We start from the raw sequence: 25,567 nt of genomic DNA on the forward strand, positions 1-25,567 counted from the left end.
AGACACAAATTAATCATGAGAGCTCTTTCAGCAATAGGTTTCGTAATCAGTATCATCGGTTTGCTTTTGGTTTGTTACAACCAGTTTGCTGTTATTCCATTTTTATCCGACTTAAATGGAAGCAATGATATTCGCGTAAACGAATTCACCATTACACTCAGACAGCATTATGAAACGCAACTGTTATTTATCAGTACGTTAAGTATCATCATTGGTGTATTCTCAGTCTTATTCTGTTCACTGGTCTATTTAAGAAAAAGAACCCGAATGACTTTTATCGGAACAATCCTGGGATTATTCGTAGCCGTAATGGGAATCATCCATTCGTGGTATTAGTAAAGTTTAAATGGTTGAAAAGTTAAACTTGTTCAACAGGTCATTTATGCCAAATTTGATCCCGACAACTACCGGGAATTTGAACCCTTTGAATTAAATAACTCATGGAACAATTAACCCTATTTTGGCACAGAAGGGATTTGAGAATCTCAGATAATGCCGGCCTTTTCAAGGCATTAAAACACGGAGAAAAAGTCCAGCCCATCTTTATCTTTGACACTCAAATACTCCAGCGACTTCCAAAAAATGACCAACGGATCTTATTCATCCATCAAACCATTGAGGAATTAAGTGCTTCCTATAAAAAGCTAGGCGCTTCCTTATGGGTTTTTCATGGAAATCCAACTCAACTCATCCCGGAATTAGTCCAAAAACATGCTGTTCAAAATCTATTTTGCAACAGGGATTATGAACCGGGCGCCATACAACGGGATCAGTTCATTTACGAAGAACTTCGTCAATTGAATTGTGCTTTTTCGGGGTCGAAAGACCAAGTGATCTTTGAAAAGAATGAAGTGGTAAAATCGGATGGAAATCCTTATCACGTCTTCACTCCTTACATGAAAAGGTGGAAAGAAACCCTGACCGATTTCTATTTGAAATCATACCCGGTAGAGAAATACCTTTCCAACCTGAACCCCGGAAGGGAAATACCAATTCCAAGCATTGCGGAATTAGGTTTTAGTGACGTTCAAACACAGGACTTCCCATCTATCTCCATTCCGAATGGAATCATCCGGAACTATCACAACACCAGAGACATTCCTTCCGTTGAAGGAACAACACGCCTGAGCATCCATTTGCGTTTTGGAACCATCTCCATTCGGGAATTATTCAGAGAAGTCATCGCTATTAACAACGAGAAATTTCTGAATGAATTGATTTGGAGAGATTTCTATCAAATGGTCCTGTATTGGTATCCGAAAAGTATCGATCATGCATTCAGACCGGAATACGACCGTATCCAATGGGAATTTGATAAAATCCAATTCAAGGCCTGGTGTGATGGAGCAACCGGCTATCCGATTGTAGATGCAGGAATGCGTGAGCTCAATGAAACGGGACACATGCACAACCGTGTGCGAATGGTTGTAGCGAGCTTCCTATGCAAACATCTATTGCACGACTGGCGTTTAGGCGAGCGCTATTTTGCGGAAAAATTACTGGATTTCGAATTGGCAAGCAATGTTGGAGGTTGGCAATGGGCAGCAGGTTCAGGTGTTGATGCTGCTCCTTACTTCCGGATCTTCAATCCGACAAGTCAGCAAGAACGGTTCGATCCGAAATTCGAATACATCAAAAAATGGGTTCCTGAATTCGGGACAGCAGCTTATCCTAAGCCAATCGTTGACCACAAATGGGCACGTGAACGTGTTTTGGAACGCTACAAAAAAGCTTTAAATGCGAAATAAAATAAACTGACGTGATTCTTTTTTTACAGCCAAGAAAGCTGGAAATGCGAAAAATCTAAAACTTTGCGCAATTTGCTTCTTCGCGGTTATTAAAAACCACGAGGATTAGACCTGAAACAACTTATTTACGTTGTAATTCTCCCGATCTCCATTTCTGAAGGAAGGTTGCCCAGGCAAATGGATTCAGTAAGTTATTTACCGGAGATTGCCCCATCGTGTACAGACGTGTATTGTTCTGATTCACCACATTCCCGAATGAAAGGGAAGCATCACTAGGAACAAGGGAAGCGATATTCGCCAAACTTTGACCGGATAATTGTCTCTGAGCTCTCAACATCGCATCTTCATAAGGATTCATCTCCACAAAGGCTTGCGCAAAGGCTTCTTTCGAAGGCCAGGGATAAATGACAACCTCCTTCAACTGAACAGTATCAATGGTCATCATGTGAATAATGGAATACCGCGTCTCACTTAACGTATCCGGAACGATGTAAGATGATGGCCGATGTCCGTAATAGCGAAACAAAATCGTGTCTCCCGGCTGAACAACCATCGAAAAGAAACCGTAAATATCGGCTATCGTTCCGCGATGAACAGTTTTGTTATAAACTGCGGCATACGGCATTTCCTGCAAACTGTCCGAAGAAACGACTACACCCGACAATTGAACCAATCGCTCTTCCTTTTGAGAAGTTGCGTTCAATGAAATGGAAATGACCATTCCTATAAGTCCGTATTTCAACCAATTATTCATACTACAAGGTTACGTAATTTTCGATAATCCTAAAAAGCTTTCTTATCGCTTTAACAATAATTATCACCAAAAAGTAAGAAAGTTAATAGAAACTTTAACTAAAACGATTTGTTTCTGCCTGAAAATAATTACTTTTGCGAGAATTTATTTCAAAAATAGGTTCACACATGGCACTGTCCAATCTTAATTCAGTTAGAGAAGGTCTCACATACGACGATGTACTCTTAGTCCCAGCATTTTCACAGGTTCTCCCTCGCGACGTTCAATTAAAAAGTAAAATCACACGCAACATTGAGGTCAACACTCCAATCGTTTCTGCAGCAATGGATACTGTTACAGAAGCTAGTTTGGCAATTGCGCTTGCACAGCATGGTGGAATTGGTGTAATTCACAAAAACATGACTATTGCCGATCAGGCATTGGAAGTCCGGAAAGTAAAGCGTTCAGAAAGTGGAATGATCCTGGATCCTGTCACTCTTTCAGAACACGCATTAGTAAGTGATGCACTAAACCTGATGTCAGAGTTTAAAATCGGAGGAATTCCGGTGATTGACGGAGCTAAAAAATTAAAAGGAATTATTACTAATCGCGATTTGCGTTTTGAAAAGGACCATTCAAGACCAGTGCGCGAAATCATGACCACTGAAAACCTGATCACCACAAAAGATGGTACAAGTCTAGCAACCGCTGAAGAAATATTACAAGAAAAGAAAATAGAAAAATTACCGGTCGTTGATGCGGATAACACATTGATCGGGTTAATCACTTACCGTGACATTATCAAAGTCAAAACGCACCCCAATTCATGCAAGGATCAATACGGAAGATTACGTGTAGCTGCTGCAGTTGGTGTCACTCACGATACGATTGAACGCGTACAGGCACTTGTTGAGGCTGGTGTGGATGCAATTGTCATTGATACGGCACACGGACACACAGAAGGTGTTGTTGTAAAACTGAAAGAAGTCAAAGCACAATTCCCGAATCTGGATGTGATTGTAGGAAATATTGCAACTGCTGCTGCTGCAAAATACCTGGTAGAAGCCGGAGCAGACGCTGTTAAAGTTGGAATCGGTCCCGGATCGATTTGTACTACACGCATTATTGCCGGAGTGGGCGTTCCTCAGCTAACAGCTATAAACGATGTAGCATTGGCATTGGAAGGAACCGGAGTTCCGGTTATCGCTGATGGTGGGATCCGCTACACAGGAGATATTGTAAAAGCTATCGCAGCAGGTGCGGACGTGGTAATGATCGGTTCCATGTTTGCAGGAGTGGAAGAATCTCCAGGTGAAACCATCATTTACGAAGGAAGAAAATTCAAATCTTATCGTGGAATGGGATCTTTGGAAGCGATGCAAAAAGGTTCCAAGGACCGTTATTTCCAGGATGCGGAAGACGATATCAAAAAATTGGTTCCGGAAGGAATTTCCGGACGTGTTCCTTACAAAGGAAACTTGTTTGAAGTAGTTTATCAGATCGTTGGTGGTTTGAGAGCCGGAATGGGTTACTGTGGAGCAGGTTCAATCGAAAAACTGAAAGGTGCTGAGTTTGTTCGAATCACATCTGCCGGAATGCGCGAATCGCATCCGCATGATGTAACCATTACGAGAGAAGCTCCGAATTATAGCTTGAAATAATTTCTTAAACGGATTAAATAGTACCAATAGGGGCAGAATCCACCATGGCGGACTGCCCCTATTGTATTTTATAGAATATATAATCCTTAATTTTTTCTTAAATCAACCGAATTTACTTCCAAACCCAAAACAATGTGTTATTTTTGGCGTTCTTGGTTTGACTAAAGTATTATAATACATGAAAAAACGACTAATATTAGCCTTAGGAATTTTATTTTCCCTTAACACCATAGCTCAGACAGATAACGTAGTTATGGAGATTGATGGTAAAAAAGTTACTAAATCCGAATTCCTACAAATCTATTTGAAGAACAATAACAATCCGAAGTACGATAAACAATCGTTGGATGAATACATGGAGTTGTTCAAAAAATTCAAATTGAAAGTTGCGGAAGCAGAAGCACTTGGATACGATACCATTCCAAAATTGAAAAAGGAATTGGCTGGTTACAGAAAACAGCTTTCTCAACCTTATTTGATCGATTCATCAAAAAATAGTGCATTGGTCTCACAGGCTTATGAACGGATGAAAAATGAAGTTCATGCAGCTCATATCCTGGTGAAAGTTGCTGAAAATGCTTCCCCTGAAGACACATTAGCTGCTTACAATCGAATTCTTGCAATCAAAAAACGTATTGAGAACGGAGAAGACTTTGCAACAGTAGCCAGAGGAAAAAATGGTTCGGAAGATCCTTCTGCTGCAAGAAATGGTGGTGACCTTGGTTATTTCACTGCTTTCCAGATGGTTTACCAATTCGAGGAGGCTGCTTATAAGACTCCGGTTGGAAAAATTTCAAATCCGGTTCGTACCAAATTTGGATACCATATCTTGAAAGTGATCGATATGCGTCCGGCGAGAGGAACAATGAAAGCTGCCCACATCATGGTAGCAACCGGAAAAGATGCAGGTGCTGAAGAAATCGAAAGTGCGAGCAAAAAAGTGGATGAGATCTATGCTAAATTGCAAGCCGGTGAATCTTTTGAAAAATTGGCTAGTGAATTCTCTGATGATGCACAAACGGCAGAAAAAGGTGGGGAACTTCCTCTTTTCGGAACAGGTACGACAACACGTATGGTTCCTGAATTTGAAGAAGCTGCATTTTCATTGACGGCAAATGGCGAAATTTCCAAACCGGTACAAACTGCGTTCGGATTTCACATTATCAAACGTCTGGACCTGACTCCTCTTCGTTCATTTGATGAATTGAAAAAAGAGATTCAAGGAAAAGTAAATAAGGATGAGCGCTCTGTTGTAACTCAAAATTCATTTATTGAAAAATTGAAGAAAACATACGCTTTCAAAGATAGTTACAGCAAAACAAGTAAGTGGTTTGTTCAGAACATCGATTCAAACTATTACAAAGGAACGTGGACAGCTAATGGTTTGAAACCGGTTACCATGTTTACATTGGACAAAAAAGCATTCACTCAGCAGGATTTCGCAACATACCTTCAGAAAAACTACAGAAGTTTTAAAAAGATGGATTCGAAATCATTGGTTGAAAAACAATACAAAGCTTGGCAGAACAGCGAAATTCTTGCGTACGAAGAAAGTAAATTGGATAGCAAATATCCTGATTTCAAAGCATTGATGCAGGAATACCACGATGGTATCCTACTTTATGAGATCATGTCTGACAAAGTTTGGAACAAGGCAATCAAAGACACTTCCGGATTGAAAACCTTCTTTGAAGGTCACAACAGCAACTATAGCTGGGGGAAACGTTACAATGCTTATGTATATGAGTGTTTGAATGAAGATATCTCAAAGAAAGTTGCAACGATGCTGAAAAGCGACACGATTTCTTCCCGTACGATCATCAACACGATCAATAAGGATTCCGAACTGAACCTTCGTGTTAGAACTGGTAAGTTTGAAGTGGAAACTACACCATACTTGAAAGGACATGAGTTGAAAAAAGGTGTGAACCCGGCTTATGTTTATGAAGGCAAGTATTACATTGTAAAAGTAGATGAGATCCTGGAACCGACTGCTAAGACAATGTCAGAAGCAAAAGGAGCTGCAACTTCAGATTATCAAAACTATTTGGAAAAAGAATGGTTGACCGAAATTGCGAAGAAGCATCCGATTGTCATTCATGAACAGGTCCTTTACAGTTTAGGAAAATAACAGTTAGAAAAGCCGGTCTCAACCGGTTTTTCTTTTTGAGAAAAAAGTTAATTCTTAAAATAATGTAATTTGCTAGACGTTATTGATTGAATCTCAAAAAAGAACACGAAATTAGCGGTTCATTCGCTTGATAAAAAAGAACATGAAATACAGCATATTAGTAAGTTTACTCTTCACTTTGGCATTTGCAAAAGCCTTTGCTCAACCTAAAATAATTGATAAGGTCGTTGCGCAAGTGGGTGACAACATCGTTCTCTATTCTGAAATTGAAGGCCAAAAGCAATCAATGAAACAAAATGGAGTGACAGACGAATCAATTGACGATTGTGCTCTTTTGGAGCAAATGCTCTATAACTTTCTATTGGTGAATCAAGCAGAACTGGATTCTATCCAGATCAGTGATGAGCAAGTGGATGCAGAAATGGAAAACAGACTTCGCGTGATTGAAGGTCAAATGAAGAACGTGAAAGACGATAAAGGAAATCCGATTACCATTGAATCCTTTTACGGAAAGACCAAATTGCAGATCAAGGAAGAATTCCGGAGTACCATCAAGAAAAGACTGCAAGGTCAGGAAGTGGAACGTGGAATTACTGCTACCATAGATGTTTCACCGTTGGAAGTGGAAACTTTTTTCGCTAAGATCCCCAAAGACAGTTTACCCTACATCAATTCGCAACTTTCTTTTCAACAGATTGCGATCTTTCCCAAGATTACAAAGACCGACAAAGAAGTTGCGTTCAAACAGATTTCGGATCTGAGAAAACAGATCGTTTCAGGAAGAACCACGTTCTGTTCCGCTGCGTCGTTCTATTCTGAAGATCCCGGAAGTGCAAAGTCTTGTGGGCGCATTGAAGCTACAAGAGGAGTCATGGTACGACCATTTGAAGCTACTGCATACAGCTTGAAAGTGGGTGAGATCAGTGAAGTTTTTGAAACAGAATTCGGATACCACTTCATGCAGCTATTGGACAGAAAAGGGGATGATTATATCGTAAATCATATCCTGATCGCACCGAAATTCAGTTTGGACAGCTTAGATGCTTCCAGCAAACGTATGGAAAGATGTTACGAGGAGTTAAAACAGAATAAGCTGACATGGGAAGATGCCGTGAAAATTTACTCGAACGATATCAATACCAAAGAGAACAAAGGATACATTACAAATCCGATCACAGGAGAAATCAAATGGAGTGTGGAGCAGGTAAATCAAGTTGATCCCATGATGTTCCAGTTGACGGATGGTTTGGAGTTGAACCAGATCACTGCACCAACTTTATATTATGATTTTAACGAACGAAAAGAAGCGATTCGAATTGTTCGCGTAGCTGAAAGAACAAAACCACACGTTGGAAACTTAACCGATGATTACAATTTGTTCCGAATGATGGCATTGGAAGAGAAAAGACAAAAAGCAATCGCTGTTTGGACAAAAACTAAGATCTCAACTGCATATATTCGAATCGATGATTCTTTCAAGGATTGTCCGTTTGAAAATCAGTGGATTCCTAAAGCACCTTAAAGAAAAACTATAAAACTTATGTCAGACGTAGCTGCTATTGAACAACTGGTAAAAGACTATAAAGCTCTCAAAAATGAAATTCATCAGGTAATTGTCGGTCAGGAAGAAGTTGTTGATCAGGTATTGATTTCGATTTTCTCCAGAGGACATTGTTTACTTGTTGGAGTTCCCGGACTAGCAAAAACCTTATTGGTGAACACCATTGCCGATACATTGGGATTGTCGTTCAACCGGGTTCAGTTTACACCCGATCTAATGCCATCAGACATTGTTGGTTCTGAAATCCTGGACGAAAGTCGCCAATTCAAATTCATTAAAGGTCCCTTATTCAATAATATCATTCTGGCGGATGAGATCAACCGTACACCTCCCAAAACGCAATCAGCCCTTTTAGAGGCGATGCAGGAAAGAAGAGTGACGGCAGCCGGAACAACTTATACCCTGCCCCATCCATTCTTTGTATTGGCAACTCAAAACCCGATAGAACAAGAAGGAACTTATCCTTTACCTGAAGCTCAATTAGACCGTTTTATGTTCAATATTTGGGTGGATTACCCAAGCTTTGTAGAAGAATTGGCTATCGTGAAAAGTACGACCTCAGACACAAAGATCACATTGAATCGAATTGTTTCCGGAGAAAAGATTGCTGAATACCAGGAATTGATCCGTCGCATTCCGGTTCCGGATAATGTGTTGGAATATGCCGTGAAACTGGTTGCAAAAACACGTAAGGACAATCCATTGGCTCCGCAACTCACGAAAGATTTCATTTCATGGGGAGCAGGTCCGAGAGCATCTCAATACTTGATCGTCGGTGCAAAATGCCACGCTGCTTTACATGGTCGCTTCTCACCGGATATCGATGATGTGAAAGCTGTTGCCTTGCCAATCTTAAGACACCGCATCGTTCGAAATTACCGGGCAGAGGCGGAAGGTTATTCCAATGACAGGATTATTACAGAATTGATGAAGTAATCAATCGAATTATATAAAAAAACGTAGGGGCGCAAAATTTGCGCCCCTACGTTTTTTTATGATGTTTCGTTTACACGTTAATCGTATACGTATGTCCATTGATCTCAATCGTAAATGTTCCGTCACAGTTACCATTTCCGTAATCAATTGTACGTGTTGATTTTCCTGTCGGTGTGATTTCCAATGTTCCTTTTGTGATATAAGCACAATAGGCTTTTACATGCAGCGGGCTTGTCACATTTGCAACGTATCCGTCACCATTCACAACTTGTGCCGTTGCAGTTCCGGTAATATCCCATTCGTCATCCGCAATATTCCATACCGTATTATACCCGTTTGTAAATGTCCGGACCTGAGCTGAAACATAGGTTGCAACTTCTCCTGTTGTCAATGTCACAACACCGTTGATATCTACATTGTAATACGGTTGGCTTTGGCTGTTTACACCCATATTCTCAACCGTCATCACACCTTCTACCTTGTTGTCGTTTACATAGTAGTTCACAGGAGTGAATTTCACAATTGTTCCCTGGTTGTAATAAGCACCGTTGTAAGAAATGATCAACTTACCACGACGTTGTTTGTAATCCTGACAAGTACAGTTATTATTTCCCCAATCGATTGTGATCGTATCCTGAACACCAACAGTATCCAATGTGATGATCACATTACAATTTGCTTTTTCAGCTTCAGTTACGATGTGACTATCCTGATATTTGTAAATTGGCTTGTCAATTCCATAAACAAAGACTCCACCTTTATAAGCTTGGTCAGACATGTTTGCCATTTCAGCAAATGCATTTTCAACAATGGCATTGGTTTTTGGAGCACTACTTTCGTCATACTTCCATTTCTTACATGAAGCAATTTGAACTAGTGCTGCAAGAGAAAAAGTAAAAATTAAGAATCGTTTCATTTTGATGTAGTTTTAGTTTTAGAAATGCGAATATCGTTGATTACAAATAACATACCAAACCATTTTTGTGTAAATGAGCAAATATCACTTTTAACCTATTATTTGGCGAAAAGTTACACTTCCTTGTTAAAATTTCACGGGCAAAACCCCATCATTCAGGGCGCTTCATTTCGTTGTTCACATTTCAGTATTAATAGTTTCAACGGACGAATCCAAATCCGACATCCCCTTGCCCCTATCTTTGTTTCATGAAAGATCTCAAATCTTTACAAGCCCTAATTGCACTCATGGATGATCCGGATGAGCAAGTTTATGCGCATGTAAGAGATCGCTTGCTGGAAATCGGTCCGGATGCGGTAGAGTTACTCGAATCTTCCTGGGAAGAAAAGGATTACGGTTTACTCTTTCAATCCCGCATTGAAACGATTATTCATGAAATCCAGTTCGAGGAATGCAAACGCCAATTGGTTTCCTGGTACAACAGTTCGACCAAGGATTTATTGAAAGGCGCAATCATCATCGCAAAATACCAATATCCCGGATTGGACGAAAAACAGGTAACTGATTTCATTGAACGTATCCGAAGAGATTGCTGGTTGGAACTGAATCCGAACATGACCGCATTTGAATCGATCCGAATCATCAATAAAGTACTGTTCGGTCAATATGGATTTTCAGGAAATTCAAAAAATTACAACTCGCCCCTCAATTCCTTTATCAACACGGTTATTGAAACGAAGAAGGGAAATCCATTGAGCCTGAGTATTCTGTACAGCATCATCGCCCAGGAACTGAAGCTTCCGATCTACGGCGTAAATCTTCCCAACCATTTCATTTTGGCCTACATGGACAACAATGGTGTGAATCAGTTCATCTCCAACGGAAACGAATACGGAGTGTTGTTCTACATCAATGCCTTTTCCAAAGGAAGCATGCTTCAAAAAGACGATATCACGCAATTCCTGTCAAGTATCCAGGTTGCTCCATTGGCAAGTCATTTTCAACCCTGTTCCAATTCGGACATTATCCGCAGAATGCTTACAAACCTGGTTTCTTCCTTCCAACAGGTAGGGAATTTGGAAAAGGTGAATGAGTTGATTGAGTTGCGCGCGCTTTTGGATTAATTAGGAATGGAAAGGGGAAATCCTCCGACAATTGATTTGTTCACTAGTATTTAACTTATTCAAATCAACCACCCAAATCCGTTTGAAAATATTACCTACCTTCGGTTAAATCAATTTTTCACTCTTGAAACACATCCTTCTATTTCCGCTCCTGTTTTCTATTCTTCCGGCATTCAGTCAGCAGAACATCTTTAAATGGGGAGAAGGTCTCACCTACTACACAGGAAAATTCGACCCAAAAAAGTTCAACGAGAAGGAATTGGATACCATTTACAATTACCTGTATAATTGTCACTTTGAAATGATGACCGTTGGTAACATTTGGAAGATTGAGCAAATGGATACCGCAACAACCAAATCCATTGATCTTTATTACACTAAAACACTTCACATTCTTGAAACAATGAGAATTCCTCCCGGCCTGTTTTGGGATAGTCTGCGTATTTACCGTAAAAAGGAACTGTTTGAAGTGTGTCAGCATAATCGTTTATATATCCTGGCACTAAAAGACCCTTCTGTTATGTACGATTATTATCATGACGAATGCTCTCAGGAAATCAAAGCTCTGAATGGAGACAGCACACAGCTTTTACAGGCTTGGTTTGAATTAAAGGAAAAGCAGAAATTAACTAATTGCTGCCCTGAAAATTTGGAAAAAAGATATCAGGCAGAGTACAGTTCCAAAAATCGCCTAAAGTATGCCAGGTATGAATTGATGACTTATGGCTGGGGAAATTGCATGAATCAATTTGTTTATTATCATTCGGATGACCAACGCATACAACCGGAATTTGAGAAGTTGTTTCTCCATGTTGACCGTGAGGATGAGAAAGAGTAAACAAAATTTTCTGAAAATTCAACCGTTTCATTTACAGCAGTAGGAATTAAACTTTAACTTTTCAATTCCTAAAATTCGTATATTGAACTCGCTTAAAATATCGAGCACTTCCACAATTCAGAAATTCGTTGATAAAAAATAAAATCATGGCAAAATATCCTTTAATCCTCATGACACTTCTCGGAATAAACCAATCCATTCAAGCACAGGAAGACAAATACCAATGGCTGGAAGAAGTGGATGGCAAAAAGGCTTTGGAATTCGTAACCGCTCAAAACAAAGCTACTTTTGAAAAATTGAGCAAACAGAAGGACTATCAATCCATTTACGATAAGACTTTGGAGATTTCCAATTCTTCCGATCGGATTGCTTACCCGAACATCCAGGGAAAATTCGTTTACAATTTTTGGAAAGACCAACGTCACGAACGCGGAGTCTGGAGAAGATGCCCTTTGGTTGATTATACCAACGGAAAAATGAATTGGGAAACCTTGTTGGATATTGATGCGTTATCTCAAAAAGACAGTATCAAATGGGTTTACAAAGGCGCAAGTGGTTTGTATCCTTCTTACAACCGGTTTTTGGTTGAACTTTCCAATGGCGGTGGAGATGCGGTTTATATCAAGGAATTTGATGTGAACACCAAGCAATTCGTGGAAAACGGATTTCAAATTGACGAAGCAAAAGGCGGAGCAAGCTATATCGATGAAAATACCCTGATCGTTTCCACCGATTTCGGCGAGGGAACCATGACCACTTCCGGTTATCCGAACCAGGTGAAAATCTGGAAACGCGGAACACCATTGAAAGATGCACAATTGATTTACGAAGGAAAAACAACAGATGTTGGCAGTTGGGGTGGAATTTTACGCGCAGACGGGAAAAATTATGTTTTCATTTCACGCGCCTCCACCATGTTTACAGCCCAAAAATTGTTGTGGATCGATAACAAGATCGTGACTTTGGATATTCCGGATGATTGCGGTCTGAATGGTATCCTGAAAGGTCAATTAGTTATCCAGTTGAAATCCGATTGGACAGTAAATGGTCAAACTTATCAAAACGGAACGCTTCTGAGTTTGAATTTCGAGAAGCTATTAAAGGGCGTGAAAGAAGTGCAGATGATTCTCCAACCGGATGAATTTTCAAGTATCTCTGATGTTTCAACTACCAAAAACCAATTGTTGGTGAACATGCTGACGAACGTTACGAGTAAATTGTTCATCTATTCCTTCATTGATGGAAAATGGGCAGACCAACAAGTGAAAGCACCCGATTTCGGAACCGTTTCCCTGATTTCTTCCAGTGAGTTTTCCGATCAGTACTTTTTCCAATACGAAAACTTCATCACTCCTTCCACCTTGTACGCAGCGGATGCAGGAACGAATACCTTCAAAGCTAGCAAATCACTTCCATCCTATTTTGATGCGAGCAAATACGAAGTAAAACAATTCAAAGCAAGATCAAAAGACGGAACCATGGTTCCCTATTTCATGGTCGCAGCAAAAAACATCAAGTATGACGGCTTGAATCCTACTTTGATCGTTGCTTATGGAGGATTTGAAGTTTCCTACCAACCGTTTTATGCGTCCAAATATGGAAACACCTGGCTGGACAAGGGAGGAATCTTCGTCATTGCGAATATCCGTGGTGGTGGAGAATTCGGTCCGAAATGGCACCAGGACGGGATCAAGGAAAAACGCCAGAATGTATTTGACGACCTATTTGCAGTTTCAGAAGACCTGATTGCAAAGAAGATCACTTCACCTAAACACCTGGGAGTTATGGGTGGAAGTAACGGCGGATTATTGGTCGGAGTGGCATTCACGCAAAGACCGGATTTGTACAATGCGGTGGTTTGCCAGGTTCCCTTATTGGACATGCAACGCTACAACAAACTCTTGGCCGGCGCAAGCTGGATGGGCGAATACGGAAACCCGGATGTCCCGGAAGAATGGGCATACATCAAAAAATATTCTCCGTACCAAAACCTGAAAGCGGGAATGAAGTATCCGGAAGTCTTCTTCACCACTTCTACCCGCGATGACCGTGTTCACCCGGGTCATGCCCGAAAAATGGTTGCCAAGATGAACGACATGGGCTACAAAACGTATTATTACGAAAACACCGAAGGCGGACATGCCGGTTCATCCACCAACGAGCAAAGCGCCAAAGGTACTGCTCTGATGATTTCTTATTTGTTGATGAAATTGAGGTGATAGAAATAGGTATTGATCCGAAAAGAGAGTGTTTTCCGGGAGAAAGATAAATGCAAAAAGCACCTTTTTCAGAGGTGCTTTTGCCAATTAACAGGATGGTTTTATCGGATTCTCAATTATCCCACAATAATTTTTGGATCATACTTGTAATATCCATAAAGTACTTGTTCTTGCCCGTTGGGGCTTAATCGATATAAGGCAAAATTCACCAATAAATTTGCCGTTCCGGGTGCTTTGACTTTCGATTCAAGGGTCATGAAATTTCGGCTATAATTAACAGCCGGCAATCCATTTCCACCAGCAGAAGGTTGAACAGCCTTTGGACGATTTACACAAGCCGAAATGAAATCATTCAGAACACTTGTTCCACCGGTTACATTGTAAATTATAACCGCATCATCTCCATTTTCCTCAACTGTTGTGCCAACGAAATTGATAATATCACCCGCATTTGCTTTGATCTCCAGATCATTTGTACCTTGACCTGTAATACCTCTTGCATTTCCGGCAACCATGAAGAAGGTTTTTTTCAGCAAACTCGCGTCGTTTATGTTTGTTGGATATTTTGGATCAATCGAAACAGGCAGCTTTGCTGCAAGAAGTTGTTCCGTGTCAACGACAACTAATACACTTATAATTTTCCCTGTGGAAGCCTTTACTGTTGTTTTAGACATAACATTTGTTTTTATAATCATTACTTAATCTTAAGGCTTCTTCGCAACCGCTAAAGCATTAGCAAACACGGTTGGTTTCCACCCCCTGTTTTAAAACCCTAACAGGAAGGTTCGTTTTTTCTGTTCGCTGTGGCGAACAAAGTGGGTTCTGCTCCACTGTTTTGTACTAAATCTGTCAACAACAATCGGTTATCATCCAAAAATTCGCTCAGTAAAGTATCCGTAGAATTTTCCGTTCCATGCGCGCTTTGGAGGATCACCATCTGTTCTTAACACCGTTTTTTCTTTATCAGCTGAATTCAGAAAATAGTGGTGATTACGATGTGTAATCTGTTTTTCAAAGGTGAGGGTATTCAATAGGAAAACGTTACCCGAAAACGGGTAAAAAACTAACTACCTGAAAACAGGTATGGCCTTAGACGGACATGTGCGGGCTGATGAACAACCCCGTAAGCGATTATTCAGAAGATTTTCGGAATATTCACGGTCTCTCCAACGGTTTAAATTTCATTTTTGATTCTGACGAGAATTGATTATTGATCCAATAGTCCTTCATTAATCGCATAACGAACCAAACTAGCTATTTTATTTACGCCCAACTTCGTGTAAATATTCTTGCGGTGTGTTTCAACGGTGAGTAAACTCAAATGAATAGCAGCTGCAATTTCATGTGTGCTTTTTCCTTCTGCAATAAGCCGAACGATTTCCTTTTCACGCAACGTGAGCGGTGTGGGCGTGTTTGAGAGTTTCTTTTGAGGTTGCAGGCTCTTCATCACAACTGCTGTTACGCGCGGATCGAAGTAAGACTTTTCATTCATAATGGCGTGAATCGCTTCAATGAATTGGTCTTTTCCGGAATCCTTTAACAGGTAACCGTCAACTCCTGTTTTGAGCATTTCTTTGATGCTTTTTTGATCTGCATACGTAGTTAATACCAATATTTTAATTGCAGGATGGTCCTTTTTGATTCTGCGCGAAGCTTCAATTCCGTCCATGACCGGCATTCCGAGATCCATCAAAATTAAATCAGGATTCATCAATAGCCCTTTGCGTAACAACTCTTCTCCGTTTTTCGCTTCACCCACAATTTGAATGGTGGTTTCATTCACCAACAACGACTTTATTCCGTCAATAATTAGTTGATGATCATCTGCAATGACAATTTTAATCATGTTTCAATGAAATTAAGTGGGAGAATGAGTACACAGGTTGTTCCGTAATGAGGTGTTGAATTGATTTCCAATTTACCGTTCAATTGCGCCATACGTTCATGCATATTTAGAAGTCCGATTCCGGTTCGCGCTGACTGTACATTAAATCCGCAACCGTTGTCTTCCAACAACACATTTATTTCTTCAGCATGCTGATTGATGTGTAATTCTACTTTTGAAGCGCCTGCATGTTTCAAGGTATTGGATAATAATTCTTGAATGACTTTGTAAAGTGTCAATGCCACTTCATGACCTATCTGTATCGTTTCCGGAAAATGTGAAAAATGAATTTCGAATTGTTTGGTTGTTTGAATTCGGGTAATTAATTCATTGATTGCCGGAATCAAACTGAATTGAAGATCCAGTCCGGTAGCCATTTGATGTGAAATAGCCCGAACTTCCGCACAGGCTTCAGCAATTAGTTTTGAGGTGGTCGCATAATGGGAAAACAGCTCAGTATCTTCAACCGGAGGCGCGGCAGCTTCATGTTGATACTTGATTGTTGCCAGGTAACTTCCCAGGTTATCATGAATGTCTTTTGCCAGTTTTTTACGCTCGGTTTGCTGTGCTGTTACTTCGGTTTCCAGAATACTAATTTCCTGATCTTTTAGTAATTGATCAACCTGCTCCGCATTCCGTTCGCGGGTATAAACCAATAACAATTTTTGTCGTCTGATGCGTTGATAAAACAACACACTAAGAAAAACAATCGCAACGAATACCAATACAACCGTGACCAATGAAAGTTTCAATTGATTGGAAGTGAGCTTATTCTTTAAAGAAATGGTTTTGTTTCGCACATGAAGATTGGTTATTTCCTGCACTTTTTGTTTGGTGTCGTATTTTTCTTCCAACAAAGTCAATTGCACCTGATTCTCTGTATTCAGAAGCGAATCTTTTAGTTTACCATAGGTTTCGTGCCACATCAATGCTTGTTGAAAGTGCCCCGTTTTTTGTTCCGCTTCATACAATCCGAACAATGCCTTTTTCTGTTCATTCACCAACCCCAATTCTTTCCCCAATTTGTAGCTTTTCGTGTAATAATAAATGGCTTGGGAGTAGGATTTCAAATAAAAGTGATTTGCTCCGTAGAGATTAAAGATGTAAACGCTCGTGTGTTGATCATGCAGTTTTTGCGCTGCGTTATTGGCAATTCCCAAATACTCGAGTGCGTGTGTATAATTACCCATTTCGGTGTAGGCAAATGCCAAATTGGTATACGCCACCAGCAAGGTTGTCGGTTGATCCTTTTGTTGCAGAAATTGAATTGCTTTTTTTAGCAGGATAACTGCTTCTTTCTTTTTATTGACTAAAATCTCTACTCCGGCAATATTGACCCAAGCCTCTGCAAGTGCTATTGAGTCGGCTGATTGTTCGTAATAAATCTTTGCTTTTTGAAAGTACTCTATACTCTTCTCGTACCGTTTCTGCTCTTTGTATATGGCTCCGATATTGTTATTGATCATGGCAATCCCTTCCAGATCTTTGAGCGATTCATTGATGTGGGCACTTTTGGTAAAATAAGTAATCGCTTTCGCCCAATCACCTTTGTAATAAGCAATGCTTCCACAGTTCAATAACGCTCTGCTCTGCCCTCTTCGATCTCCCCATTTTTCAGCCAAATACGCACTCTTGGAGAAGTTTAACTGCGCCTGATCAAAATCCTGACTCATGGTATAACTCATTCCCAGATTGTTTAAGGCTTGGATTTCCGGGTAAACTTTTCCCAACTGATGTGCTTTCAAACAGACTTCCCTTAAAAATCGGCGTTCCCTGTTAAAATGCTCCTTTTCACGCTCGATTTCGGCCAATTTCAAGCAAAATTCAATCTGTAAATCTTGGCGATAGGCTTTGTTTAACCCATATCCTTTTTGGTAAAATGTTGCAGCCTTGTCTAATTCCAAATCACTGAGAGCCAAATTTCCCTTCACCAATAAAAGTAACGGAAAACACTTGCCACGATCCCTTTGAGTCATTTCGCGTTCAATTTTCTCCAACGCCGCTGATGCTTCTTCCGAATGTCCTTCATTGCGCTGGTATTCTGCCAATTGCAACCGTGCAATCAATGTATTTTCAGTTAGCCCGTTTCGATTTGCAATATCCAGTGCTTTCTCTGCGTAATACTTGAAAGAGCCATTGCCTGACGTATAACAAGCCCATGATAATTCATTGAGCAAGGCGGATTTTTTTTCAGCCGAGGTTTCGGTTGAACAGGCGCGTTTTAGTTGTTTAACCGTTGCCGGCTGACCAAGAATTGTTGCTATGCGGAAACAGAAGAATCCGATTAAAAACCATTTCATCCGGCAAACCACTGTTAAGAAGGCTATTGACGTTTATCAAAGCGAATGATGGCTTTGCCGCTTGCTTCCGGACCTCTTCCCCAACTTGCAGGAAATGAAACAAATACAATAACAAAACCCTCTTCACCAGTCGGATTATTGGTAAGGATGGTTGTTTTTGTTCGGACACTTCCATTATTCTCACACGGAGCGGCTTCAAGTTGTACCAAGACATTCAATTCATTCGAGTTTATTTCATCACATAAATTGAATAATTCCAACTCCCTGGGTTCGGTAGAAACAAATTCCATTCCCGTATTCAAACATTTGTTAATAACCTCTGTTACTAAGGTATAAGTATAAACGCCATCATGAACAGATGAAGTTATAGAAAGTTTGATATTGGGATCCCAATCGCATACATTTTCTATCATAGTGAATAGTGTTAACATTCATGGTCTAAAACAGCTTGTTTTCAGGAAATGAATGGGTTAAATAATGGTTCGTGATCAGCTAATTCTGATATATCAAATATAGCACAATAATTTAAAAATTCCGCTCAAACAAAAAACCAATTGCCACTTCTTTCTGGAATTCCGGGTTATTCCGCCCCTGCTATTTCTAAGATAACAATTTGAAAACCTAAGCGGAAACAGGTATGGGTTAATTTACCCGATATCGGATACAACTTCTTCTTTTCTTCCCAAAACCTTTGTAAAGTGGATGGCAAGACGCAACCATCATTTTTTCTGAATTCAGCCGATGAATGAATAAGGAATTGTGGTGAAGATTGAATTTTGAATTCCCAACCATTCCAAAACCTTAACACTTAATGGCAATTTACGTGTGACCTATCGACTAAATAATACCTATCTTGATAAATTCACCATTAAGAGAAAGTATGACTTGGAGAGAATTAAGAAATCATCTAAAAGGAAAAGTGTTTCTTATCGGGTTGACATTTGTTGATCAGGAAGGGAAAGTGATGGAAGTGTACCAGACGCATGGAACTGTTTCCAAATTGACTGTGGATGGATTCTTCAAAATACGAAGAGCCGATAATAGTATCTTCACCATACCGTACAACAGAGATACCATAAAAGCGGCGAAAGAAGGAGAATACCGCGAAAAAACGACGGGTGAAATAATCAAAAACCCCGACTTCATCATGACTTGGGAAGTGAAAACTGCCACGCAAGATAAATTGGAGGACATCAAAAAAAATGGCTACACACCTACTTTTGACTATTCCGAAACACAACAACCCCAGCGGGCTGATGAGGATGAATTGGTTGAAAATGGACTAGAACTGTGATTTCAAGCTGATCAAACCTGTCAAGTAGCTTGCCGACCATATGAAGCTACTTCCTTATATGAAACGGCCTTAGTCACCATGTCTGATTTCTACAGTGGCATTCAAACGGATTTGGAATAATTTGTATATTCGGTATTTCCTCAATCGAAGCAACGTGAAAAACATACCGACACTATACGAATGGGCAGGTGATATCAAGACCTTTGAACGGTTATTCGCCCGGTTTTACGACAAAGTCCTGAAAGACGATCTATTGGGCGAAGTTTTCAAAGACATGTCACCGGAGCATGTAAAGCATGTATCCAATTTTGTAGCTGAGGTTTTTGGAGGCGGTGAATTCTATACATTGGAGAACAATGGCAGCCATGCAAAAATGATCGGTCAGCACATCGGGAAAATGCTTACCGAAGAAAAACGACAACGTTGGGTGCATCTTTTATTACAAACCGCAGATGAGGTCGGACTTAAAAGCGATCCGGAATTTCGTTCTGCTTTCGTAGGTTATATTGAATGGGGAACCCGACTTGCAGTCATCAATTCCCAACTGACCGAGAATCCGATGGATACCAATGAACCCATGCCGAAATGGGGCTGGGGAGAAACAGGTGGACCATATAATCCGGAGATCAATTAAGAGTAACTATTTTGGGTACAAGAATCACCTGTTTATTAGCGTTATATCAAATAAGTGTAATGATCTTTTAGAACTAGCTTAATGGCATCAAACGACATCGATTTTATTTCAGTTAACGGACAAAATCAGGATTTTCCAAAACATTTCCATGAAACATTTTGTATCTCACTGATCCGGAACGGAATTGAAAAAATTGAACTGGAAGAGAATTTCTTATACAGCCCCAAAAACAGTATTTCCATAACCAACCCATATGAAGTGCATGCCAATCCGGTGGTGGACAATGATGCAAAAGTTAGTTTTGATACCATTTATGTTTCAATCGAATTAATGACCTACCTATCAAACGGGAAAACAATTGAATTCAAAAACAGGCAAATCCAGGATGTCAAGACCAACCAGATTTTCATACAACTGATGGAAGAACTAAAGTGCAATAATTCTTTGCAATCCGAATTTCTATTAGGTGATCTGATGACTCAATTGGATCCTCATGTACAAACTCCAAAAAGCGAATTGGTCTCTTCTTTCCATTCAGACTACTTAACAGAACTGATCACTTATATTGAGCAAAACCTGGAAGACAAACTTTACATAGATGAGTTGGCAAAAATCACGAACCTGAACAAATATGGTTTTGCTAAAAAATTCAAATTACTGACAGGAATGACACCCATGAGTTATGTCTTGATGAAAAAGGTCTTTGCTGCAAAAGCTAAGATTAGTGCAGACTGTGACCTAACTGACTTAGCATATGCCTATAATTTTACAGACATTTCACACTTCTCACATAGTTTCAAAAAATATATCGGTATTTCACCTAAAGAATATAGAAATCAGTTGAACGGACAATTGCCAAGATTATACAAGTAAAAATGGCTTTCCTGCTTTAAATTTGACGAAAAGAGTTCAATGAAAAAGTTGTTTTCCGTACTATCGATTATCATTCTGATTCTCGAATGCAATGCCCAGCAAAGCGAACAGGTCAGCAAACGTCAATTATTAAAAGATTTTGATGTGTTTCGGCACATTTTTGAAAAGGCCAATGCAGGATTGTACAAATACCATCCGAAGCTGCAAACGGACAGCGTTTTTTCTGCAAATAGAAAACGTATCAACAAAAACACTTCTTACCGCGAGTTTTATTCTATTCTCTGGAATGTGATCGATTTTACAGGAAGTTGCCATAACGAATTAACTTATCCGGATTCACTGATTAAGATCCTTCATCGGAAAAAAATATACTTCCCTCTGCCTTTGAAGCTTATAAATAACAAACTCTACTCCAATTTAACATACGAGAACATTCCCGCAGGTAGTGAAATTCTTTCCGTAAACGGGATTAGTGCCCAGATATTTGCTACAGAAACTTCGCGTTATTTAAGCACTGACGGGCACAATACTAGCGGAAAACACGCATTTCTTGAAACACGATTACTTCCTTTTTATATTTACCTGGCCTATGGCGAACCCGATTCTTTTGCAATCAACTTTAAAGACAGTTCCGAAATTCGCCAAGTCGTTCTGGAACCTGTTGAATACAAAAAAGCAATTGAAAACTACAAAAAGCGTTTTATTCCAGCTTACGAAAAAAGTTCTGTATCTGATTATTCCTTTAAGTATTCCGATAGCACCGAAACGGGTTTTTTAACGATAAATACTTTCGCTTTGGGTGGTCCGAAAAGCGAAGGACATAAAAAATACGCAGCATTTCTTGATTCGATTTTTAACCATCTGAAGGCTAGAAACATTCAAAACCTGATTGTGGATATCCGAGAAAATGGCGGAGGGAATGATCCGAATGATCTGTTATTGTATTCTTACCTGACCAAACGCAACTTCAGAGAGAATGTTTCAGCATTTACACTCTTTCATACCGTTCCTCTAAAGAAATTCTATGTAGAAGAAGAAACCGATGAGATCAAGGATTTGGAAGAAGAATTAAAAGAAGAGCATTCCATTTTAAAAGACGGAAAATATTATCAAAACGAAAAATTCAACCAATACTGGACTCCAAAACCCAATGCTTATTCCGGGAAAGTATATCTTTTAGTCAGTCCGTTTGTAGCTTCAGCCGGTTCTCTATTTGCCAGCATGATAAAAAATGATGAACAATCCGTAGTGATCGGACAGGAAACTTTGGGTGGATATTACGGGCATACCGGGCATATTCCTGTCACTTACAAACTTCCAAATACAGAGCTCTTATTATCATTTTCAATTGTTGATCTGGAACAAGATGTACAAAAATTACCGGATCAACGATATGGAGACGGGGTGAAACCGGATTACACAGTAGAACAAACCATTGAAGAGTACCTAAAAAGTATCGATGCAGTAATGGAATTTGCAAAAAAACAGATAAATCCTTAAGGTGCTAAAAAATGGTTTCCGACCATATGGACATTGTGTAAGAAGTGCGTTTCCGATTTAGTTTCTGAAACAGAAGCTATCGGGTATTTGACTAAATCATTACATTTGAACCGCTAATTCAATTAGACTTAACCGACTAATTGAAAACGACACTATGTAACACTGAAAAATAAATAATCATGACTCAAAAGTTGAACGATCAATCACCACTATTGAAGCGCTTTCTTTTATGGATCATTTTAGCTGCTCCTTTTATTATTCACTCCCAGGTTGAAATAGGAAAAAAAGCACCCGAGCTGCACCTCGAAGGAATTTATAACTGCAACGATAAATCACTCCAATTGGAATCTCTCAAGGGGAACATTGTAGTCCTGGACTTCTGGGCAACCTGGTGTTCTCCATGTGTCGCAGCTTTTCCGGAAAACAATGAGCTGTATACCAAATACAAGGATCAAAATGTAACGTTTATTGCCATAACGGATGACTCAAAAGAGAAATTGGAAAACTTCCTGAAAAAAGTGAAAATCGATTTTTGCGTTGGAAGAGATGATGATAAACAGGAATTCAAAAACTACAATGTCACAGGTCGTCCGGCGATGTTCATCATAAACCGGGATGGTACTTTGGTATATCGTGGAATTCATGTATCGGAGGAAACACTTTTAGAGGTCATCAACACCAATGGAGTTGCTCCGGAGCAAAAAAGTAATCACCCTGAAATTATTTTGAACGGTGGATTTCGTGGTGGCGAGGATCCGGTATTTAACGGGATGAAACAAATGACCGGAAGGAAGGAATTTTGTAGTTCTGCACTGATCGATCAATTGATTATCCGACCTTCACTGGAAACAAATTCAGCAGGTTCTGCTTATAGAATGAAGAACGGACATGTCGGCATCACCTATTGTGCCGGATCACTCAAAGAACTGGTTGTTTTTCTATACGACCTTCCATCTGATATATGGGTAGAAAATAAAACCGGTGACTCTTGCCGGTATGACCTTGTTTACTGGAGAAAAAAAGACAGTTTTGAAGGAGCTATTTCGGAGATTGAGCAAAGTTTATCGGATGGTTTATCAATCACATTCGACAGTATTTCAAGTCAGAAAAAGGTCCTGTTCTTATCTCTTCCCAAAACGAATGAATACGTCAGAACCGAGGAACAAATTGAAGAAGGAACGGATAAAGCCTATACTTCAATCAGTCTTTTCCTAACAAAATTGGAAGAACTAACCAATCAGTTTTATATCGCAGACAATTCATTAAAGAACCAGCTGGTCTACAACCAGGGAATGGAATGGAAAAAGCTGAATGATGCCAGTGCTGCTGAGATCATTGATTTTCTAAAGGCCAAAGGAATAACTGTCAACCAGGAAATGAAAGTGATTACGACTTATGTGATTAATAGGAAATAAGGTTGTCGGGAGGTTTAAATATTAAACCAGACCTTTCATTAAATTAAACCAAAACAAACCAATCGCAAAGGGTTTCAGGTCTTGCCGGAGTTATATGAAGGAAATTATATGAAAATTGGAATTTTTCCTTTTAGATTGGTGAAATAGAACAGATTTGGCACATTAACAAAATTGTTACATTTGAAATGATTTTGTTAATAGATAAAAGCTTAGATTTAGTTACAAAGCAACAAGAGCTATGGAAATAGAAAGAAGATTCGGAATAATTATTGGGATTAATGATTATAAAGTAAAACCATTGGATTTTTGTGTGAATGATGCCGAGTCTATTGCTCAAATATTAGAAGAGAAGTGTCGATTTGACAAAAAAGATATCCACCTAATTACAAGTAAAAAAGGTAATGCCACAAAAGACATTACAGGTAACTTTGAGAACTCTTTAAAAGAAATCGAAAAGGAATTTATTCCTCATAATGATTCAATATTTTTCTTTTTCGCCGGACATGGAAAATATTTACTTGAAAAATCTACTCTGCAGTTTCACGATAGTTATATGGTTATTGAAGATGTTTTTCAAAAAATTAATGGATTATTTCCAAAATATCAATGCTATGCGATTGATGCTTGTGAATCTGGAGGTAAGGTTTTAACAAGAGGGCTGGATAACGAAGATTTCTTATCAAAATATATTTCTAGAAGTCAAGGTATCTTATTTATGTATGCATCAACAGAAAGTGAAAATGCTAAGGAGAAATCAGATTTAAGTCACGGTTTATTTACAAATTTTTTTCTTCAAGCAATTAATAACGAAGAAATGTATGATGAAGAAGGAATTCTTACACCCAATAGGATTCAAGATTATATCGCAAAAGAAACATTAAGAGATAGTGGTTTTAAACAAACACCAGTCATTGAAAACAGAACAATTGGATATTATCCCTTTGCATTTAAAGAGAACAATAATACCCAAGAAAAAGGAAAAAAGAAAGAAAATAAAAGAACTGCAAAAGACCACAAATCAATAAAGACTGAAGTTATAGTAAGTGAAAAAAACATTAATAAAGAATACTTCCCAGAAGTTCCTTATGAAATAAGACAGTTGTTATTTAATAATATCAAACCTACTTTTGAAAATGAACTAAAGGTTTGGATAGATCGCGTAAATCTTAACGATTATGAAGTCATCTTTGAAGATGATTTTAGAGCTTTTAATTCAGATGCGGAAACTGAAGTAAAAGATAGTGTTGTAAAGAAAAGTTTTTCCGATAAAGTTATTTCGTTAAATAATATTTTCACATCAGAAAGAGAGGTTATTAAACCTCCCTCGATATCCACTATAAGTGTAATATCTGCTTTAATGAGAAAAAATGAACCTGAATATGTTTATCGTAACTATATAAATTGGAACGAAAATGGAATTTTAGCTAAATCAATCTTTTTAAAGTCAAAAACTATAAATAAAGTTTCCGTTGGGATTTCCTTTTTGATATATCAAGCAATCTACGGTGTTGGATTAGCAGACACTTCGTTTTATTTAGATTATAACGGATATTCAAATGATAACTTTAAAGGACCTTTTACAACAATAAAGCCATATAAATTTAACGAAAAAACGACTTCAAATATAATTGAAAGCATAAAAAACAAGCTAGTATCATTTGATGGAATGGTTACCCAATGGAATGAAAAACGAAAATTTGATATAGAAGATTTTGACAGGAGATCGGAGTGAACTAATGATAGATCATATGAAATAGTAGTAAACAAAAAGTTCGTTCATTAAAAACTATAATTCAAAT

The 25,567-nt window shown here is 39.0% G+C and carries 21 protein-coding genes; 15 read left to right on the forward strand and 6 right to left on the reverse strand.

Annotated elements, in window-relative coordinates:
* Positions 1–15 precede the first annotated feature (15 nt).
* Together AAG807_RS09295 and AAG807_RS09300 are read left to right on the forward strand one after the other, a co-directional pair.
* Positions 16–336 (forward strand): hypothetical protein, encoded by a 321-nt coding sequence (locus AAG807_RS09295; protein ID WP_341902776.1) that lies wholly within the window; start codon positions 16–18, stop codon positions 334–336.
* Between the two features lie 104 nt (positions 337–440).
* On the forward strand, positions 441–1,748 hold the full coding sequence (locus tag AAG807_RS09300) for a deoxyribodipyrimidine photo-lyase (RefSeq protein WP_341902779.1): 1,308 nt from the start codon (positions 441–443) through the stop codon (positions 1,746–1,748).
* A 121-nt stretch (positions 1,749–1,869) separates the two neighbouring features.
* Here AAG807_RS09300 and AAG807_RS09305 read toward each other — a convergent pair whose 3' ends face one another.
* Positions 1,870–2,502: a hypothetical protein gene (locus AAG807_RS09305; protein ID WP_341902782.1), complete on the reverse strand. Its 633-nt coding sequence runs from the start codon at positions 2,500–2,502 to the stop codon at positions 1,870–1,872.
* A 167-nt stretch (positions 2,503–2,669) separates the two neighbouring features.
* Here AAG807_RS09305 and guaB point away from each other — a divergent pair, with 167 nt between their 5' ends.
* The 4 genes from guaB to AAG807_RS09325 all read left to right on the forward strand — a co-directional run bounded on the left by guaB (position 2,670) and on the right by AAG807_RS09325 (position 8,770).
* Positions 2,670–4,142: an IMP dehydrogenase gene (gene guaB, locus AAG807_RS09310; RefSeq protein WP_341902785.1), complete on the forward strand. Its 1,473-nt coding sequence runs from the start codon at positions 2,670–2,672 to the stop codon at positions 4,140–4,142.
* Positions 4,143–4,320: 178 nt separating this feature from the next.
* Complete coding sequence (locus AAG807_RS09315) at positions 4,321–6,273, forward strand: peptidylprolyl isomerase (RefSeq protein ID WP_341902788.1); 1,953 nt, start codon at positions 4,321–4,323, stop codon at positions 6,271–6,273.
* A 142-nt stretch (positions 6,274–6,415) separates the two neighbouring features.
* Positions 6,416–7,795: a peptidylprolyl isomerase gene (locus AAG807_RS09320; protein WP_341902790.1), complete on the forward strand. Its 1,380-nt coding sequence runs from the start codon at positions 6,416–6,418 to the stop codon at positions 7,793–7,795.
* 18 nt (positions 7,796–7,813) lie between these two features.
* Positions 7,814–8,770: an AAA family ATPase gene (locus AAG807_RS09325; RefSeq protein ID WP_341902792.1), complete on the forward strand. Its 957-nt coding sequence runs from the start codon at positions 7,814–7,816 to the stop codon at positions 8,768–8,770.
* Between the two features lie 70 nt (positions 8,771–8,840).
* Here the strand turns inward: AAG807_RS09325 and AAG807_RS09330 are convergent, their stop codons facing one another.
* A complete protein-coding gene (locus tag AAG807_RS09330) occupies positions 8,841–9,686 on the reverse strand; it encodes a hypothetical protein (protein ID WP_341902794.1) in 846 nt (281 codons plus the stop codon).
* A gap of 248 nt (positions 9,687–9,934) precedes the next feature.
* Between AAG807_RS09330 and AAG807_RS09335 the strand changes: the two genes are divergently transcribed.
* The 3 genes from AAG807_RS09335 to AAG807_RS09345 all read left to right on the forward strand — a co-directional run bounded on the left by AAG807_RS09335 (position 9,935) and on the right by AAG807_RS09345 (position 13,867).
* Entirely contained in the window at positions 9,935–10,810 is an 876-nt protein-coding gene (locus tag AAG807_RS09335; RefSeq protein WP_341902796.1) for a transglutaminase-like domain-containing protein, read from the forward strand.
* Between the two features lie 124 nt (positions 10,811–10,934).
* Entirely contained in the window at positions 10,935–11,648 is a 714-nt protein-coding gene (locus tag AAG807_RS09340; RefSeq protein ID WP_341902799.1) for a hypothetical protein, read from the forward strand.
* A 146-nt stretch (positions 11,649–11,794) separates the two neighbouring features.
* A complete protein-coding gene (locus tag AAG807_RS09345; RefSeq protein WP_341902802.1) occupies positions 11,795–13,867 on the forward strand; it encodes a prolyl oligopeptidase family serine peptidase in 2,073 nt (690 codons plus the stop codon).
* Positions 13,868–13,983: 116 nt separating this feature from the next.
* Here AAG807_RS09345 and AAG807_RS09350 read toward each other — a convergent pair whose 3' ends face one another.
* From AAG807_RS09350 to AAG807_RS09365, 4 genes are all read right to left on the reverse strand, one after another.
* The gene (locus tag AAG807_RS09350; protein ID WP_341902805.1) at positions 13,984–14,541 is read right to left on the reverse strand and encodes an AidA/PixA family protein; all 558 of its coding nucleotides are present in this window, start codon (positions 14,539–14,541) and stop codon (positions 13,984–13,986) included.
* 533 nt (positions 14,542–15,074) lie between these two features.
* Positions 15,075–15,713, reverse strand: coding sequence for a response regulator transcription factor (locus AAG807_RS09355; RefSeq protein ID WP_341902808.1), 639 nt, complete (start codon positions 15,711–15,713; stop codon positions 15,075–15,077).
* Positions 15,710–18,052, reverse strand: a complete 2,343-nt coding sequence (locus AAG807_RS09360) for a sensor histidine kinase (RefSeq protein ID WP_341902811.1) — start codon at positions 18,050–18,052, stop codon at positions 15,710–15,712. The genes AAG807_RS09355 and AAG807_RS09360 overlap by 4 nt, the downstream gene beginning before the upstream one ends.
* Positions 18,053–18,075: 23 nt before the next feature.
* Entirely contained in the window at positions 18,076–18,465 is a 390-nt protein-coding gene (locus AAG807_RS09365) for a hypothetical protein (protein WP_341902813.1), read from the reverse strand.
* Between the two features lie 467 nt (positions 18,466–18,932).
* Here AAG807_RS09365 and AAG807_RS09370 point away from each other — a divergent pair, with 467 nt between their 5' ends.
* The 6 genes from AAG807_RS09370 to AAG807_RS09395 all read left to right on the forward strand — a co-directional run bounded on the left by AAG807_RS09370 (position 18,933) and on the right by AAG807_RS09395 (position 25,500).
* The gene (locus AAG807_RS09370; RefSeq protein ID WP_341902815.1) at positions 18,933–19,346 is read left to right on the forward strand and encodes a hypothetical protein; all 414 of its coding nucleotides are present in this window, start codon (positions 18,933–18,935) and stop codon (positions 19,344–19,346) included.
* A gap of 154 nt (positions 19,347–19,500) precedes the next feature.
* A complete protein-coding gene (locus AAG807_RS09375) occupies positions 19,501–19,980 on the forward strand; it encodes a group II truncated hemoglobin (RefSeq protein WP_341902817.1) in 480 nt (159 codons plus the stop codon).
* 81 nt (positions 19,981–20,061) lie between these two features.
* Positions 20,062–20,853: an AraC family transcriptional regulator gene (locus AAG807_RS09380; protein WP_341902819.1), complete on the forward strand. Its 792-nt coding sequence runs from the start codon at positions 20,062–20,064 to the stop codon at positions 20,851–20,853.
* Positions 20,854–20,892: 39 nt separating this feature from the next.
* Positions 20,893–22,353 (forward strand): S41 family peptidase, encoded by a 1,461-nt coding sequence (locus AAG807_RS09385; RefSeq protein WP_341902821.1) that lies wholly within the window; start codon positions 20,893–20,895, stop codon positions 22,351–22,353.
* Between the two features lie 179 nt (positions 22,354–22,532).
* Positions 22,533–23,768: a TlpA disulfide reductase family protein gene (locus AAG807_RS09390; RefSeq protein ID WP_341902822.1), complete on the forward strand. Its 1,236-nt coding sequence runs from the start codon at positions 22,533–22,535 to the stop codon at positions 23,766–23,768.
* Positions 23,769–24,006: 238 nt separating this feature from the next.
* On the forward strand, positions 24,007–25,500 hold the full coding sequence (locus tag AAG807_RS09395) for a caspase family protein (RefSeq protein WP_341902824.1): 1,494 nt from the start codon (positions 24,007–24,009) through the stop codon (positions 25,498–25,500).
* The last annotated feature ends 67 nt before the right edge of the window (positions 25,501–25,567 follow it).

It is taken from the genome of Fluviicola taffensis DSM 16823 (assembly GCF_943372375.1).
Taxonomy (GTDB): domain Bacteria; phylum Bacteroidota; class Bacteroidia; order Flavobacteriales_D; family Crocinitomicaceae; genus Fluviicola; species Fluviicola taffensis_A.